At 63.4% G+C, this 17,246-nt stretch carries 15 protein-coding genes; 11 read left to right on the top strand and 4 right to left on the bottom strand.

Translation table 11 applies throughout. The features are described 5' to 3' along the window. Positions 1 to 10 precede the first annotated feature (10 nt). The 3 genes from OPU69_RS05820 to OPU69_RS05810 form a co-directional block, all read right to left on the bottom strand. Positions 11 to 457, bottom strand: coding sequence for a hypothetical protein (locus OPU69_RS05820; protein WP_498509723.1), 447 nt, complete (start codon positions 455 to 457; stop codon positions 11 to 13). After that, the gene (locus OPU69_RS05815; protein WP_498509721.1) at positions 454 to 1,311 is read right to left on the bottom strand and encodes a DNA/RNA non-specific endonuclease; all 858 of its coding nucleotides are present in this window, start codon (positions 1,309 to 1,311) and stop codon (positions 454 to 456) included. Before OPU69_RS05815 ends, OPU69_RS05820 begins: the two co-directional genes overlap by 4 nt. 203 nt (positions 1,312 to 1,514) lie before the next feature. Continuing rightward, a complete protein-coding gene (locus OPU69_RS05810) occupies positions 1,515 to 1,793 on the bottom strand; it encodes a hypothetical protein (protein WP_060979347.1) in 279 nt (92 codons plus the stop codon). 230 nt (positions 1,794 to 2,023) lie between these two features. On the opposite strand from OPU69_RS05810, the gene OPU69_RS05805 reads away from it, so the two are divergent. Next, the gene (locus OPU69_RS05805; protein ID WP_498509720.1) at positions 2,024 to 3,538 is read left to right on the top strand and encodes a lipopolysaccharide biosynthesis protein; all 1,515 of its coding nucleotides are present in this window, start codon (positions 2,024 to 2,026) and stop codon (positions 3,536 to 3,538) included. 21 nt (positions 3,539 to 3,559) lie between these two features. On the opposite strand, the gene OPU69_RS05800 is transcribed toward OPU69_RS05805, so the two are convergent. Then, a complete protein-coding gene (locus OPU69_RS05800) occupies positions 3,560 to 5,653 on the bottom strand; it encodes a S46 family peptidase (RefSeq protein ID WP_498509718.1) in 2,094 nt (697 codons plus the stop codon). A gap of 501 nt (positions 5,654 to 6,154) precedes the next feature. Between OPU69_RS05800 and OPU69_RS05795 the strand changes: the two genes are divergently transcribed. The 10 genes from OPU69_RS05795 (at position 6,155) to OPU69_RS05750 (ending at position 17,241) form a co-directional block, all read left to right on the top strand. Then, positions 6,155 to 6,466, top strand: coding sequence for an STAS domain-containing protein (locus OPU69_RS05795; RefSeq protein ID WP_498509716.1), 312 nt, complete (start codon positions 6,155 to 6,157; stop codon positions 6,464 to 6,466). Further along, positions 6,463 to 6,831, top strand: coding sequence for a response regulator (locus tag OPU69_RS05790; protein ID WP_081097116.1), 369 nt, complete (start codon positions 6,463 to 6,465; stop codon positions 6,829 to 6,831). The genes OPU69_RS05795 and OPU69_RS05790 overlap by 4 nt, the downstream gene beginning before the upstream one ends. After that, entirely contained in the window at positions 6,828 to 8,879 is a 2,052-nt protein-coding gene (locus tag OPU69_RS05785; protein ID WP_498509714.1) for a chemotaxis protein CheA, read from the top strand. Before OPU69_RS05790 ends, OPU69_RS05785 begins: the two co-directional genes overlap by 4 nt. A 4-nt stretch (positions 8,880 to 8,883) precedes the next feature. Beyond that, positions 8,884 to 9,405: a chemotaxis protein CheW gene (locus OPU69_RS05780; RefSeq protein ID WP_498509712.1), complete on the top strand. Its 522-nt coding sequence runs from the start codon at positions 8,884 to 8,886 to the stop codon at positions 9,403 to 9,405. Between the two features lie 15 nt (positions 9,406 to 9,420). Next, positions 9,421 to 11,364, top strand: coding sequence for a methyl-accepting chemotaxis protein (locus OPU69_RS05775; RefSeq protein WP_066110724.1), 1,944 nt, complete (start codon positions 9,421 to 9,423; stop codon positions 11,362 to 11,364). 111 nt (positions 11,365 to 11,475) lie between these two features. Next, entirely contained in the window at positions 11,476 to 13,284 is a 1,809-nt protein-coding gene (locus tag OPU69_RS05770; protein WP_066045502.1) for a methyl-accepting chemotaxis protein, read from the top strand. Between the two features lie 112 nt (positions 13,285 to 13,396). Next, entirely contained in the window at positions 13,397 to 15,082 is a 1,686-nt protein-coding gene (locus OPU69_RS05765) for a methyl-accepting chemotaxis protein (RefSeq protein WP_060979374.1), read from the top strand. Then, positions 15,079 to 15,561, top strand: coding sequence for a chemotaxis protein CheW (locus OPU69_RS05760; protein WP_060979375.1), 483 nt, complete (start codon positions 15,079 to 15,081; stop codon positions 15,559 to 15,561). The genes OPU69_RS05765 and OPU69_RS05760 overlap by 4 nt, the downstream gene beginning before the upstream one ends. A 92-nt stretch (positions 15,562 to 15,653) precedes the next feature. Further along, complete coding sequence (locus tag OPU69_RS05755) at positions 15,654 to 16,322, top strand: DUF2490 domain-containing protein (RefSeq protein ID WP_498509709.1); 669 nt, start codon at positions 15,654 to 15,656, stop codon at positions 16,320 to 16,322. A gap of 61 nt (positions 16,323 to 16,383) precedes the next feature. Next, positions 16,384 to 17,241: a CheR family methyltransferase gene (locus OPU69_RS05750; protein WP_060979377.1), complete on the top strand. Its 858-nt coding sequence runs from the start codon at positions 16,384 to 16,386 to the stop codon at positions 17,239 to 17,241. The last annotated feature ends 5 nt before the right edge of the window (positions 17,242 to 17,246 follow it).

Genomic DNA, 17,246 nt, shown 5'->3' with positions numbered 1-17,246 from the left:
TGCCCGTCGCTCAGCGCATCTTCGTGCGCCAACCCGAACGAGGAAGTTTCTGCGCGTCGCTGGGCATTGGCGGATATCTGATGGGATAATCCCCAAAATAGGAAATGACGAATGACTCCCGGTCATCATAGGGCAGCTGATCTTCGGGTACATCCTGCGGATACACTATTTTTGAGGACGCCCCGCCATCTTTGATAAAAATTTCGATTCCTAGCGGCACCTTGTCAGGCGGCGGAACGAACCTGAGATCATTGAGAAGATCGACATTCTTGAACTCGTCTTCGGTGACGAATATATACTCCACGAAGCGCTCCCGGCCTACATAGACCGAATAGCCAACGCCTCCATAAAGGTCAGCCAAAACAAGGATTCCTCGATTGTCGTCCCCATGCTTGCGGGCCAGGTTGCAGGCGACGTCATAAATGATGTCAGCCATTTCAGTTTTCCAGTCCTTCATTTTTTTCTCCGTGTTTTGGGACTCACTGGAGAATGAGTCGGACGATTGTCTATCTTTTCATAGATAGTCGGCCCGCCAGTGCTATACCAGATATGGACAAAGTCAGGCCGTCTTGATCCTTTTGGATAATCGATCCTCATTTTGAACGACACATCCTTGCCTTCCGCTTGGGCGTCAGCCCATCTCTGTTCAACCACGCGGTAACGGCCACGGTTCGACGACCTGTCCTGTGCAAAATGGTTGAAGGCATCATTCGGACCATTAAAACGATGCGCGATGGAATGGCCTCCATCATCGGTGGGGAGCCGGTCAGGCTTGCCCGCATTCCGCTGCGCCGATCGTGAGCGTGGCGTCTGCGCTTCGGTGCCCAGCTTTGGTACCTCGATTTCATGCGGGTCGCCATTTTCATCGAGGTGATATGTATATCCGTTGCGCTTGACGGGTCGCAGCGGAGGGGTTCTGTCCGGACGGACTGGCGCAGGCCTGACAGGAGGCCTTGGCCACGGCGCGGGTTTGGCAGGAAGACTGCCTGGCAGATGCCGGCGCTTCTGTGGCGCTGGCCTTGGCTTTGGCTTGACCGGTGCCGGCTTTCCAAACGAGCCGCTTGCACCCGCACCGCCAAACGGTCCGCTGCCCGGATTGCCGCGTTTGCGCGGCTTCGCGCCGCTGGAAGGTGCGGCGCCGCCAGGACCATAGCGCCTGCCCTGGCCCGCGAAGGTGAAGCGCCCGTCGTCCGGGTCGTGCCACGGGTTGAACCTGCGCTCGATCGCGGCGCCTGCACCAGGATCGGGCCAGCGCCCCGTCCGCATCCAGAGTGCAAAGCCGCTTTGCTGCCCACGCGCCGAATCCCGCATCTTGCCGCGCCTGTCAGGAAAAACGGCAAGAACATATCAGCAACATTTTCCAACAGGTCAATCGCGAGCTGGCATTCTGGGCCTGTTCACAGCACCTGACTGGTCCGTTTCAGATGCAGATCCATGACTCTTGTGATGACAAACAAAAAACGGCGGCGAACCCATAGGGTCCGCCGCCGCCTGTTACCTTCGAAGGGGAAGGTTTACTTGTTCTCGGTGGTCGTGCCGGGAACCTCGCTCGGAGCGATTTCGCCGTTGTCGTCCATCGCGTTGGCCTTTTCTTCGCCAGCTTCTTCGACCGCGTCAGCCTGGGCTTCCATGGCGTCTTCCTGCATTTCGGTCGGGGCCTGGTCGGCGGCATCTTCCATAGCGTCAGCCTGGGCTTCCGCCTGGTCTTCGACCTGGTCGGCCTGTTCGCTCTGGCAAGCGCCGAGGCTGATAAGGCCGATGCTGGCAACGCTGGTGAGAATCAGTTTACGCATATTTCGCTCCACTACCCTGTTTCATGCACGATGCATGAACGCCACTACGGGTGGGTCCACAGGTGGTTGCAAAGCCCTGTAAAAAATTTTCCCGCACGGTGCGTCAGCAGTGCCCGCCACGCGCCGCCTAGCCAAAGCGTGCCAAAGCTGCTTAAGAGCGTGCCGGGATTGGGCCTGGAAAGCACGTTTTGACATCATCGCCACCGCAGAATGACCCTGGCTCGCCGGATATGGTATCCGGGTCGGGCAAGGCTGTGCCGGAGGGCGGAGCCGAAGCGCAGAGCGGCGACATTCAGGCACTCGCCAAGGGCGGGCGGACCAATTTCCTCGGCTTTCTGCTGCGGCTGGCCGCGCGCCTTCCCTTCCTGTTCATTGCCGGGCGGCTCTACGGGGCCGAGGCGCTGGGCCGCTTCGCCTATGCGGTGCTGGTGGTCGAGTTCGCCGCGCAGATCGCGACCCTGGGGCTGAAACGCGGTCTTGCCGCCCAGCTCGCGCGCACATCGCGCCCGCACGCCCAGGTCGTGGCCGACGGGCTGCTGGTAAGCTTCATCGCCTCGGCCTTGGCTGCAACCTTTCTGCTGCTGCTGCCCGAGATCATGTTCCCCAACAGCACCGCAGGCGAGATCGACCGATTGCTGCCGCTGGTGATCTTTGCGGTAGCGGGATCGGACGTCGCGCTGGCCGCGCTCGCCTATCGGTTCGACATTGCCGCCACAGTCCGCGCGCGCTCGATCATCGAACCGTGGACGATCAGCATCACCGCCTGGATCTTCTATTACCTCACCCCCGATGACGGTCTGATCCTGTCCTATATCGCCTCGATGGTCGCCGCGTTCATTGCCTCGATCATCCCGATGCTGCGCAATTACGGGCTGCCGATCGGCTGGCAGCCGCGTCCGCTCAAGCTCGCCAACATGGCGCGGCGCAACGCCCCGCTGGCCGCGGCCGACGCGATCGAATGGGGCAGCCGCCGGCTCGATCTGGCGGTGCTCGGCCTGTTCGCCTCGCCGGCCGTTGTCGGCATCTATTATATCGCGCAGCAGGTCGCGAGCCTGCCGCAGAAGCTCAAGACCAGCTTCGACCCGATCCTGGGCCCGGTGATCGCGCGCAACCTGCAGAGCGGCAAGATGACCGAGATCGCGCGCCAGGTCAGCCAGGTCGGCTTCTGGATCATCGCCGCACAGCTCGGCGTCGCTCTGGCGCTCGGCATTCCGGGCGAGGGCGTGATGGGGCTGGTGGGCCCGAATTTTGTCGGAGGGACGGGTGCGCTGGCATTCCTGCTGGCCGCAGAGGTGGTCGCGGCCACCGCCGCCGTGAGCGAGGCCGCGCTCGTCTATATCGCGCGCCACCGCAACCTGATGATCTCGCTCGCCATGCTGGCGCTGCAGGGCGGTTTGAGCGTCGCGCTGATCCTCACCGCACAGGCGATGGGCCTTCCCCCGCTGTTCCAGGCGGCGAGCGTCGCGCTGGCGCTCGCGCTCGCGCTCGGCTTTGCCTCGATCGTCAAGGCGCGGCTGCTCTCGAAGCTGCTGGATGCGCCGGTCAATGGCTGGCGATGGGCTTTGGTCTGGGCGGCAGCGGCGGCGACGGCAGTGGGCTGGGGCTTTACCAAGCTGCCCGAATGGGCCGAGCTCGCCTTTGGCATCCCCGCAATTCTGGGCGTCTATGGCTGGGTGATCTGGCGGCGCGGGTTCGGCCCTGAAGACCGCGAGCTGTTCCGCACCCGAAAGGGCAGCGCCGGATAGCGCTGCCCCTGTAGAGAAACCTTACTGGCCGACGCCCATTTCGGTCAGCAGGCGCTGCGCGCCATCGACCTTGTCCATCGTCCACAGCATGAAGCGGCTGTCGACATGGATGGTGCGGTTGATTGCGGCATCATAGGACCAATCCGACACCACTCCGTCGAGCGTGCCATCGAACGCCAGTCCGACGAATTCGCCGCGCGCGTTGAGCGTGGCCGATCCCGAATTGCCGTTGGTGATGTCGACGGTAGAGAGGAAATCGACCGGCAGCGTGCCCAGCTTCTCGTCGGCATAGCGCCCGAAATCGCGCGCCTTGAGCTTGTCGATCGCGGCCTTGGGCGCATCGAATTCGCCGCGTCCGGTCTGCTTGGCGACCAGGCCTTCGGCGGTGGTGAACGGCGTCCAGATCAGGCCATCGCGCTGCTTGCCCGTCACCTTGCCATAGGTGAAGCGCAGCGATCCGTTGGCATCGGGATAGAGCGTGCGGCCCTGCTCCCTGGCGAAGGCGAGCTGCCCCGCCATCACTGCCGAGCGTGCCGCCTGCAGGCGACCTGCACGCTCCTTCGCCTTGTCCTCGTCGGCCTTTTGCCCCGGATAGGCCGCGACGGCGAGCTGGATGAAGGGATCGCTCGAAGCCTCGAATTCAGCGGCGGGCTTGTCCATCCAGCCGAGCCGGTCGGCGGTGACGCCGAGGCGCGTATCGGCATAGAGCCGGTCCATGCCCAGTTCGGCGATCTTTGCTTCGAGCGGCGCGTTGCGCTTGTCGGCTGCGACCTTGGCATATTCGCCCAGCGCCTGCTGGAACAGCACCCGGTCGACGCCTGCATCATAGCGGCGCTCGACCTGAGTCAGCCGCTCGCGCATCGAAAGGCGATCACGATCCTGGAAACCCGGCTCGCGCTGGGCATCGGGCTTTTCACGCTCCTTGGCCCAGCGATAGAGCAGCTGCGCGGCGGACAGCAGCTGCGCGCGGTTGATCGTGGCGAGACGCAGATTGTCCACCCGCCCCTGGTTCGACTCGGCGACCAGCGCGTCGAGATCGGTCAGCGCCTGACCGTACATCTTCGTGCGTGCAGGGTCCGCTGCCACCCAGGCACGGAAATCGGCATCGGCCTTGTCCTTGCGACCCAGCAGGTCGATGGCATCGGCACCGGCAATCTCGCCGAGCAGCTTCTTCTTGTAATTGTCCGACCCCTTCAGGATCGAGGCGTACTTGATTTCGGCATCCTTGTTGCCCTTCACCGCCTTTTCGATCGCGGCCGAGTAATCGGCGCGCAACTGCTGGTCGATCGCATAGACCTGCTCGAAATTATGGCGCACCTCGGCAGCAGTCCAGTGGCGCTGGGTCACGCCTGGAAAGCCTGCGACCATCACGAAATCGCCTTCGCGCAGCGGCTTGTCGGCAATCTTGAGCCAGGACTTGGGCTTGTACGGCACGTTTTCCTTGGCATAGGGCACGGACGAACCATCAGGCGCGACATAGGCGCGGTAGAAGCCGAAATCGCCGGTATGGCGCGGCCATTGCCAGTTGTCGGTCTCGCCGCCGAAATTGCCGATGCCACCCGCCGGCGCATAGACCAGGCGCACGTCCTTGATCTCGAGCTGCTGCTGCAGAAAATAGGTCTGCCCGCCGAAATACGGGCGCACGTCGCAGCGACGATTGGCCTGCTTCTCGCATTCGGCGATCAGCGCCTTGCGGTTCGCTTCCAGCCGGTTGTAACGATCGAGCCCCGAAAGCTTGGTGGTGATGCCCTTGTTCATCGCCGCCGTCACGTCGCGCAGATCCTCGATCACATAGATGCGCGATCCGGGTGCGGCGGGCAGTTCGTCGCCATAGGTCTTTGCGAGAAAACCATCGGTCAGATAGTCCTGGCCGGGCTTCGAATTATACTGGATCGACCCATAGACGCAGTGATGATTGGTCGCGACCAGCCCTTCAGGGCTGACGAACGACGCCGAGCATCCGCCCAGCGATACAATCGCATTCAGCGGCACCGCCTTGAGGTTGCCGAGATCGGCAGGCGAAAGCTCCAATCCTGCCGCTTTCAGCTTGTCGCCCAGCGCGGGCGTCTGGCCCGGCAGCCACATGCCCTCTTCGGCAAGGGCAGGTACAGACATCAGCAGGGCGGTAGAGGCAAGCAACAGGGAATGGCGCATCAGAAACTCCGCAACGGGGGCCGGGAAATGGCAGGCCGTCCAGATAGACCGCTGCCCGAAACGGGGCAAGCATCCACGTCTGGGGTCCCGGCTGTCGGCCAGGGCGGATCGTGACGAATCGCTACCATTCGTCAGCCAAGTTGATCACCAATATAGAACTTGTAGAAATTCGGTTTTATCTTCATTTCTGCGCTATACCGGAAATTAACTGCCCTGTACCGCAGCTTTGTGCGGCTCCTTGATGCCTTGTCACACTGGTAACCCGACCTTCATCATGGGTTTTTACTGCCAATTAAAACCGCGATTTTAGAGCAGAATTCCAGGATTGGCCGAACACGTGGCCCCTCTGACCCGTTCGCCTTCCCAGGCCCACCCGTCATCAGGGTTATGGTTGCTCCGGCGTTAACCATTATTTGACGAAGTCAGACATAAAAGTCTGTCAAGTTCCGGGGGGACGATATCATGCACAAGACCTTTAATGTTGGCAGCTCTGCCAATATCCAGAATTCCGCCGCGTTAAAAGGTCAGCTCCTGACGGCGCCGGGCGAATGTGACAAAGTCACAATCGATGCATCGCAACTGCAGGAAGTCGACCTTTCGTTTTTCCAGACGGTCTATTCCGCGCATGTGTATGCGGTAAAGCATGGAAAAACCGTCGCATTTACCGACGACGCCAATGACAAGCTCGCCGCGACCCTGGCCCGTGCCGGCCTCGCCGATTTGCTACCAACTGCTAACCTCAATTCCTGGCTCCATGGAGGACTCCCGCAGTGACTGCCTCGATCCTGACTGTTGACGATTCATCCAGCCTTCGCATGGCCATCCGCATCGCGCTCAATGGCGCGGGCTATGATGTCAGCGAGGCCGTGGATGGCCTGGACGGCCTGAACAAGGCCAAGGCTGCCAAGTTCGACATGATCATCGCCGATCTCAACATGCCCAACATGAACGGGCTGGAGATGATCCGCGAAATCCGCAAGCTGCCGATCCAGCTCGGAACACCGATCATCTTCCTCACCACCGAATCCGATGAGGCGATGAAGCAGGAAGCGCGCGCTGCCGGGGCCACCGGCTGGCTGGTCAAGCCGTTCGTGCCCGAGCAGCTCCTCCGCATCGCTGCCAAGGTGCTCGGCCGGTGACCGCGCAGGATCCCATCGCCGCATTCCGCGTCGAAGCCGGCGAGCTTCTCGGCGACATCGAACAGGCGCTGCTCGACCTCTCGCACGATCTGACCAGCCGCGATCTGGTCGACAGCGTGTTTCGCGGTCTCCACACGCTCAAGGGGTCGGGGGCGATGTTCGGCTTCGATGCTCTGGCCGGCTTCACCCATCATTGCGAAACCGCCTTCGACCGCGTTCGCAAGGGCCAGGTGCCCGCCACCGAGGAACTGGTCGCCGTGATCCTGTCCGCGATGGATCACATGCAGGCGCTGGTCGATGGCGATGGAGCAGGACTCGAGGCGGTCGGCGACGAAATCCTCGGCCGCCTGCACCAGGCGATCGGTGCCGCAGACGCGTCCGTGGCTGCCGAGCCCGCCGCCGCATCCGCTGCTGCCCCCGTTTCCGCGCCCGCCGCTGCTGGCTGGCGCATCACCTTCCGCCTGCCGACCGATTGCATGACCAATGGCACCAACCCTCTGATGCTGTTGGACGAGCTGCGGTCGCTGGGCGACGCGAAAGTCACCGCGCAGACCGACCAGATCCCGTCGCTTGACGAACTGGATGCCAGCCAATGCCATCTCGGCTGGCAGATCGAACTGCGCGGTGATGCCTCGCGCGCGGATATCGAGGATGTGTTCATCTTCGTGATGGACGACATGACGCTCGACATCGTGCCGATCGAGGCGGACGACGCCGACGAAACGCAAGCCGAAATCGCGCCGGCCACCGAATTTGTCGCGGACACCGGGGCGGCCGCAAGCACACCGGCGACGCCAGCCGCTATGGAGCCAGGGACCGGCGACGCCGCGCGCAACGCCAAGGCCGCCCCGGCAAAGGCGCAGGAAAGCGTGCGTGTTCCGGCCGAACGGCTCGACGTGCTGATGGACCGCGTGGGCGAGCTGGTGATCGTGCAGAGCCGATTGGCGCAGCTTTCCAACCAGGGCGTTCGCGGCCCGGCGGGCGAACTGGCCCTGCGCTCGGTCGCCGAGGATATCGAGCGGCTCGCCAGCGAACTGCGCGACACGATGATGGTGCTGCGCATGGTTCCCGTCGCCAGCCTGTTCGGCCGATTCCGCCGCCTGGTGCACGATCTGGCGCGCGAGACCGGCAAGACCATCGAGCTTTCGACTTATGGCGAGACCACCGAGGTCGACAAGACGGTGATCGAGCGTCTGGCCGATCCGATGGTGCACCTCATCCGCAATGCCTGCGATCACGGGCTTGAAACGCCGGAAGAGCGCGTGGCAGCGGGCAAGCCCGAGGCCGGGCATGTCACGCTCAGCGCGCATCAGGCGGGCGGCGAGGTGCTGATCACCATTCGCGACGATGGCCGCGGCATCAACCGCGAACGCGTGCGCGCCAAGGCCGAAGCGCAAGGCCTGATCGAGCCCGGCGCGCAGATCAGCGATTCCGAACTGCTGCACATGATCTTCCATCCCGGTTTCTCGACCGCAGCGCAGGTGACCAACCTGTCCGGGCGCGGCGTCGGCATGGACGTGGTCAAGCGCACGATCGAGAGCCTGCGCGGCACGATCGACATCACCTCCAACCCGGGTGACGGATCGACCGTGGTGCTGCGCATTCCGCTCACCCTGGCGATCATCGAAGGCCTGCTCGTGCGTGTCGGCGAGGGTTGCTATGTCATCCCGCTGGCGGTGGTCGAGGAGTGCATCGAGCTCAGCCTGGAAGAGGACATGCGCTCACGCGGACGCAGCTTCATCACGCTGCGCGACCGGCTGGTGCCCTTCATCCGGCTGCGCGAGATGTTCGCCACCGGCACCAAGCCCGATCCGCACCAGAAGATCGTGGTCATCACCACCGGCGGCGAACGCGTCGGTCTGGTGGTCGATCAGATCATCGGCAGCCACCAGACCGTCATCAAGTCCATGTCGCCACTGCACCGCGATGTCGCGACCTTCGCCGGCGCGACCATTCTGGGCGACGGCAGCGTCGCGCTGATCCTCGATGCGGTCCAGCTCGTCGCCTTTGGCCAGGAACAGGAGGAGCGGCTGCGCGCCGCCGGATAAGCCCATGCAGGACACACTCACCCCGATATCCGCAGCGAACTGGGATGCCGATGGCCAGCTGGAAGTGCTGACCTTCGACCTGGCGGGCGAAACCTTTGCGGTCGAAGCGATGCTGGTCCGCGAGATCCTCGATCTGCTGCCCGAGACGATCGTGCCCGGCGCCTCGCCGCTGGTGCGCAGCGTGGTCAATTTCCGCGGCAAGATCATCCCGATCGCCGACCTGCGGCTGGCCTTCGACATGCCGGCAGCCGAGAACACCATCGACAGCCGCATCATCGTGATCGAGATCGCCATCGACGGCGAGCCGACCCAGATCGGCATCCGCACCGACAAGGTGCACGAGGTCGCGACGCTGAACCACGCGGATAGCGAAAAGCCGCCCGTGGTCGGAATGCGCTGGCGCCGCGAGTTCGTGCACGAACTCGTCCGCCAAGCCGGCGGCATCGTCGTGCTGCCCGATCTGTCCGCCATCTTCAATACCAAGTCGCCGGAGAGCGGCACCGCCTATCCCGCCGTGGCACATTAGAGAGAGGATCAAGCCATGCGTCCGTATGTTTCCCTGAAGTCGAGTTCGCATTTCGACCATGCCACCGAAGAGGTCCAACGCGTCACGCGCGCCTTGGCCGGGGGAGACAGCGCGGCGCGGGCCGATGCGATGAGCGCCACCGGCGGCGCGCGCGCGATGCTGCTGGCGGTCAACGAACTGCTCGACACCGCACACAGGCCTGTCCAGGCACTGCGCACCGGGGTGGACCATGTGCTGGCCGAACATGCGCGCGGCGATATCGACGTCGCGCTGCGCCCGGCAGATTATCCGGGCGAATATGCGGTGATCGCGCAGAAGGTGAACGAACTGGTCGAGGCGCATATCACGGTCAAGAAGAGCGCGATGGCCTGCATCAAGGAATTCGCCGGCGGCAATTTCGATGTCCCGTTCGAAAAACTTCCGGGCAAGAAGGCGTTCATCAACGACACTATCGAGCAGCTGCGCGGCAATCTGCGCGGGCTGATCCGCGAGATGAACACCATGTCCGCCGAGCATGATCGGGGCGATATCGACGTGTTCGTGCCCGTCGGCAAGTTCGAGGGCGATTTCGCCAAGATGGCCGAAGGCATCAACCTGATGGTCGCCAACCATATTGCCGCCAAGAAAAAGGCGATGGCCTGCATCCAGCAATTCGGCGAGGGCAATTTCAACGCGCCGATGGAGCAGCTGCCCGGCAAGAAGGCGTTCATCAACGACACGATCGAGCTGCTGCGCGCCAATTTCCAGGCAATCATCGGTGAAATCCAGCGCCTGATCGACGCGTCCGCCGCTGGGCGGCTGGAAGAGCGCGGCAATGCCGGCGACTTCCCGGGCGATTTCGGCCGCGTCGTCGGTTCGATCAACGGCATGCTCGATGCCATCCTGCTGCCGATCGCCGAGGGCAACCGGGTGCTCGATCTGGTGAGCACCGGGGTGCTGACCGAGCGGGTCGAGATCGAATGCGAAGGCGACCATCGCCGGATGAAGGATTCGATCAACAACCTGATCGAGAGCCTGACCGGTTTTGCCTCGAACGTGACCGATGCCGCAGCGCAGGTCGCCGCTGGCAGCCAGGAACTCTCGTCGAGCTCCGAACAGGTATCGCAAGGCGCGACCGAGCAGGCCGCCGCTGCCGAACAGGCCTCTGCGGCGATGGAAGAGATGGCTGCGAACGTCAAACAGAATGCGGACAATGCCGCGCAGACCGAAAAGATCGCGCGCCAGTCGGCCAGGGATGCCGAGGTCAGCGGCGAGGCGGTGAACAAGGCGGTGGGCGCGATGCAGACGATCGCCGACAAGATCGGCATCGTCCAGGAAATCGCGCGCCAGACCGATCTGCTCGCGCTCAACGCTGCGGTCGAGGCCGCGCGTGCCGGCGAACATGGTCGCGGTTTCGCGGTGGTGGCCTCCGAAGTGCGCAAGCTCGCCGAGCGCAGCCAGGGTGCCGCGGCCGAAATCAGCCAGGTCTCGTCGGAGACCGTCAAGGCCGCCGCAGAAGCCGGCGAGATGCTGAACAAGCTGGTGCCGGACATCCGCCGGACCGCGGAACTGGTGTCCGAGATCAGCGCCGCGTGCCGCGAACAGGATATCGGCACCGAACAGATCAACGAGGCGATCCAGCAGCTCGACAAGGTGACGCAGCAGAATGCCAGCGCTTCCGAGCAGATCAGCTCCACCTCCGAGGAACTGGCCAGCCAGGCCGAGGAGATGCAGCAGACCGTGTCCTTCTTCCAGCTTGACGAGCGGCAAGCCCCCCGCTCCCGGCCCAAGACGCCCAGGCCTGTCGCTGCCAGAACCGCCAGGCCCGTCGGCAAGACCGCCAAGCCCGTCAGGCCCGCCGCTGCCAGGCCGAAAGCCGATAGCGTGGCGCATCAGCAGGAGCGGGTGAAGGGCTTTGCGCTGGATCTTGAACGCGGCGTGGCCGACGATGATGATGCCGATTTTGGAGAGGCAGCATGATCCGGCCTGTCTGACGCAAGACCCCATCCGAATTTTTGACACCCATTGACCACCCCAGGTGGCGAGCGTCCCCGCGCGCCCACCCCATTCGACCGAAGTGAGACTGAACCCATGCGTGCAACCATCAAGGCAAAACTGGCGGGCGCCTTCGCCTTCCTGCTGCTGATCACCGGCATTCTCGGTGTTTTCGGCATCACCAACATGTCGACCATCAACGACAAGTCGACCGATCTGGCGAAAAACTGGATGCCCAGCATCGATGCCATCCACCGGCTCAACACCGCAACCTCTGACCTGCGGATCAAGCAGTATCGCCACGTCGTCTCGACCGACCCAGAGGAAATGCGCAAGGTCGAGGGCGATATCGACGCTATCGCCAAGCAAATCGAAACGCAGAGCAGCCGCTACGAAAAGCTGATCTCGTCCGATAGCGAGCGCGAGATCTACGAGAGCTTCGAAGAGAAGTTCGCGAAATATCAGCGGGCTAGCGAACGTTTCCTTGCGCTGTCGCGCAACAATCAGAATGCCGAAGCCACCGCAATGCTGATCAGCAGCGTCACGCTGTTCGACGACTTCTCCAACGATCTGCTCAAGCTCGTCAAGCTGAACGTGGAGGGCGGCGAAAAGGCCAGCGCCGAGGGTGATGCAGCCTATGCGGACGCGCGCAACCTGTTCATCGGGCTGCTGGTTGTCGCCATGATCGCGAGCATTGCCGCCGCCATCTGGATCTCGCTGACCATCTCGCGCGGCCTGAAGAATGTCAGCACGGCCATCGATGCCGTTGCCATCGGCGATCTCGACAAGGATGTCGTGGTTACCACCAACGACGAGATCAAGGACCTGGTCGATACCGTCAACCGCATGACCGCCAATCTGCGCCAGACCGCGGCGCTCGCCGAAACCATCGCGCATGGCGACCTGACCGTGCAGCACACCGCGCTGTCCGATGAGGACAAGCTGGGCCATGCGCTGATCGCGATGGTCGAGCGGCTGCGCATCGTCGTCGCCGACACCACCGCCGCGATCGGCAACGTGGCCGCCGGCAGCCAGGAACTGTCCTCGAGCTCCGAACAGGTCTCGCAGGGCGCGACCGAGCAGGCCGCTGCCGCCGAACAGGCCTCTGCCTCGATGGAAGAGATGGCTGCGAACATCAAGCAGAACGCCGACAATGCCGCGCAGACCGAGAAGATCGCGCGCCAGTCGTCCAGGGATGCCGAGAGCAGCGGCGAGGCCGTCAACAAGGCGGTGGGCGCGATGCAGATGATCGCCGAGAAGATCGGCATCGTCCAGGAGATCGCCCGTCAGACCGACCTGCTGGCACTCAACGCTGCAGTCGAGGCGGCACGTGCCGGCGAGCATGGCCGCGGCTTTGCCGTCGTCGCATCCGAAGTGCGCAAGCTTGCCGAGCGCAGCCAGGGTGCCGCGGCCGAGATCAGCCAGGTCTCGTCGGACACGGTAAAGGCTGCCGCCGAGGCGGGCGAAATGCTGGGCCGACTGGTCCCGGATATCCGCCGCACCGCCGAGCTGGTCTCGGAGATCAGCGCCGCCTGCCGCGAGCAGGACATCGGCACCGCGCAGATCAACGAGGCGATCCAGCAGCTCGACAAGGTGACGCAGCAGAATGCCAGCGCGTCCGAGCAGATCAGCTCCACGTCCGAGGAACTGGCAAGCCAGGCCGAAGAACTGCAGCAGACGATCGCATTCTTCCGGGTGGATGCCGGCAATGGCCGCGCCGTGCAGAGCGTCCGCCGTCCGGCCACCGCTCAGCCCAAGCGTACCGCGAAACCCGCCAAGCCCGCCGCACCCAAGCCGAAGCCCCATAGCGTGGCGCACCAGCAGGAGCGGGTCCAGGGCTTTGCACTCGATTTGACACGAGGCGTCGCAGACGAAGACGACGCCCATTTTGGAGAGGCCGCCTGATGCAATGCCGGTTCCGGACACTGCCGGGACCGGCAAGCCATCACCCATCCTCAACAACCTCTGGCGGCGAGTTACTGCTCACTTCCACTGCGACTGAAGCGAGACTGAACCCATGCGTGCAACCATAAAACTCAAACTGGCATCCGCCTTTGCGGTGCTCCTGCTGATCCTTGTCGGCGTGATAGCCATCGGGGTGATGCGGCTCGGCGACCTCAACACCACGTTCAACACGGTGATCGAGGGGCCGACTGCCCAGCTCGGCCGCGCACGCGCCATCGACGGCGGCATTTCCATGGTGATCCGCATGGAAAAGAACCTCGTGATGCAGGATAACGAAACCAAGCGCCGCGACCTCAAGGCCGGCCATGCCGCCAACAAGAAGAAGGTCGAGGAAACGCTGAACCTCGCACTCGACAAGGCCTCCGAAAAGGCCAGGCCAATGTGGACCCAGCTCGCAGAACAGTGGGAAGACCTCGCTGCCACTTCCGACCGTGTCGTCGCACTCAGCGACAGTGATCGCACCGCCGCTGCCGCGCTGACCATGGGTCTGGGCCGCGAACAGGCAAGCAAGATGAGCAAGACCGCCGAGAAGCTGATCGATTTCAACGAAAAGCAGCTGGCCGCCGCCGTAGCCTCGTCCGACCAGTTCTACGCGGATGCCCGCAACCTGATGCTGACGCTTGGCGTCATCGCCGTTCTCATCACCCTGGGCGCAGCCACCTGGCTGTCGCTCAACATCTCGCGCGGGCTGGCTCGTGCCGATGTCGCAATGCGCCAGGTTGCCGAGGGCGATCTGACGAAATTTGCCGAAATCACTACCAATGACGAAATTGCCGACCTTCTGACCAGCGTCAATCTGATGATCGAGCGCCTGCGTGGCGTCGTGGGCGACACGGTTTCGGCCGTGGGCAACGTGGCCGCCGGCAGTCAGGAACTGTCGTCGAGCTCCGAGCAGGTGTCGCAGGGCGCGACCGAACAGGCCGCCGCTGCCGAACAGGCTTCGGCCTCGATGGAAGAGATGGCTGCGAACATCAAGCAGAACGCCGATAATGCCGCGCAGACCGAAAAGATCGCGCGCCAGTCGGCCCAGGATGCCGATGTCAGCGGTCAGGCGGTGAACAGGGCCGTGGGCGCGATGCAGATGATCGCCGACAAGATCGGCATCGTCCAGGAAATCGCGCGTCAGACCGACCTGCTCGCGCTGAACGCTGCGGTGGAAGCCGCGCGTGCCGGCGAGCATGGCCGCGGTTTTGCGGTCGTCGCCTCCGAAGTGCGCAAGCTCGCCGAACGCAGCCAGGGCGCTGCCGCAGAGATCAGCCAGGTCTCGTCGGAGACCGTCAAGGCGGCCGCAGAAGCCGGCGAAATGCTTGGAAAGTTGGTCCCGGATATCCGCCGCACCGCCGAGCTGGTGTCCGAGATCAGCGCCGCCTGCCGCGAACAGGACATCGGCACCGCACAGATCAACGAGGCGATCCAGCAGCTCGACAAGGTGACGCAGCAGAATGCCAGCGCCTCCGAGCAGATCAGCTCCACGTCCGAGGAGCTGGCAAGCCAGGCCGAGGAACTGCAGCAAACCATCGCGTTCTTCCGGGTGGATGCCGGCAATGGCCGCAGCGCCGTGGCGCATCGCCCAGCCGCTCGCCCGGTCACGCGCGTTGCCAAGCCCGCAAGATCTTCCAAGCCCGCGCACAAGCCGAATTCGGTCGCGCATCAGCAGGAGCGCGTGCAGGGCTTCGCGCTCGATCTGGAGCGCGGCGGGGTCGATTCCGACGACGCGCATTTTGGAGAAGCCGCATGAACAATCAGCACGAAATCCAGGTGGTCGAATTCGGGATCGGCGAAGAGGTCTTCGCCGTCCCGGTGGGCCTGGTCCGGGAGATCCTGGACCACAAGCCGCCCTTCCAGGTGCCCAACGGACCCGACTATTTTCTGGGTCTGACCGATGTGCGCGGTCAGGGCGTGCCCACGGTGGACCTGCGCGTCCGCCTGGGCCTGCCCGCAGCCGAGCCGACACTGTCGACCCGCATCCTGATTCTCGATATCCCGCTGGCAGACCGCATGCTGTCGCTGGGCGTGGTCATCGACAAGGTCTTGTCGGTGGCCACGATCGAGACCGCGCGGATCGAGAATGCGCCCGATATCGGCGTCCGCTGGAATTCGGATTACATCACGGGCGTGGTCCGCAACGAGGGCGGGTTCATCGTGATCATCGATGTCGCCAGCATCTTCACCGCGCAGGATGTGCAGCAGCTGCATCCGATGGCGAAGGTTGCCTGATGCTGGATCGCCCGCTCGCCCCCGAACCGCAGGCCCGCTATGGGCCGGAACGCCGGCCTGGCGGTTGCCGTGCTATGGTTAGGGCAAACTCGATGCTGCGCCGCCTGGCTCTCCTTGCCCTGGCCCCGGCGCTCATGGGCCCGGCCGCCGCCCTGGCGGCCGAGGACACCAATGCCTGGGCAGGACAGTTCGCCACGATCAACCTCGACAAGAAGGTCTATGTCCGGCTCGAGGCCCAGGAGCGGTTCACCAATGATGCCCAGCGTCTGGGCCAGCTGCTGCTGCGATCACTGGCCGGCTACCGGATCAGCAAGAATGTCAATGTCGGGCTCGGCTATGCCTATGTCCGCACCGATCCGGTCGGCCCGGCGCTGCTCGACGAGCATCGCTATTATCAGGAGTTGAATGTCCGGCTGCTGACGACCGAAAACGGTCTCACGCTCGATTCCCGGTCCAGGCTGGAACAGCGCACGTTCGAGGACCGCGACGGCACGAGCTGGCGGATGCGCCAATTTGTCCAGCTGCGCGCGCCGATTTCGGCGAACAACAAGCTGGTTGCCTACACGGAGCCCTTTGTCGACCTCAACCGGACCAGTGTCCAGCGCGGCGGCTTGTCGCTGTGGCGCAATTTCGTCGGCGTCTCGATCCCGCTCGCCAGGAATGCCGAGATCGTGCCCGGCTATCTCAACCAGCATGTGTTCCGCGATGGCGACGATCGCACCGATCACACCGCCAATATCAACATCTACGTCACGCTATGACCCAGGAAACGGCTCCGCAAATGTTCCATCGCGATCTGCCTGCCAAAGGAGGAAACTGATCATGGCTGCAGCCACCGCCAGACTTGCCATGCCGGTCACGGACGGCATCAGCCCGCAGCATTTTCGGGCGCTGTCCGCGCTTATCTACAGCGCCACCGGTATCCGCATGCCGCCGTCCAAGACGACGATGCTCGAGGGTCGCCTGCGGCGGCGCGTGCGCGACAACGGCTTTGCCAGCATCGCCGATTATTGTGCCTATATCCTGAGCGGCGACGTCTCGCAGGCGGACATGGACGATTTCCTCAACGCGGTGACGACCAACAAGACCGACTTCTTCCGCGAGCGCAACCATTTCGACTTTCTGGTCTCGGACATCCTGCCCGACTACCAGAAGCGCGGCCAGCGCATGCTGCGCTGCTGGAGCGCGGCGAGCTCCAACGGGGCGGAAGCCTATACGCTGGCGATGGTGCTCGACGACTATGCGCGCACCAAGGATGGCCCCGATTACGAAATCCTGGCCACCGACCTCGACACCGAGATGCTGCAGACCGGCATCAGGGGCATCTATCCCGCAGAAATGGTGACACCAGTGCCGCCCGCACTGCGCCGCCGTTATGTCATGGAGCCGAAAGACCCCTCCCGTCGGGACGTTCGCATTGCTGCTGCGCTGCGCAAGAAGGTCAGCTTCGGCCGTCTCAACCTGATGAACGACCACTATCCGATCGGCGCGCCGGTCGACATCATCCTTTGCCGTAACGTACTGATCTATTTCGACAAACCCACTCAGCACAAAGTGGTAACCCGTTTGTGCGAACAACTTCGTCCGGGTGGCTATCTGCTCCTCGGGCATTCCGAATCGATCGCCGGGTTCAGCGGACAGCTCAAGTCCGTCTGCAACACGGTCTTCCAGAAGGTGTAAGCGAT

The sequence above is a fragment of the Blastomonas sp. 34TW genome, from assembly GCF_059803595.1.
Note: the sequence above shows the minus strand (reverse complement) of the source record. Positions and strands in the feature narration are given on the sequence as shown.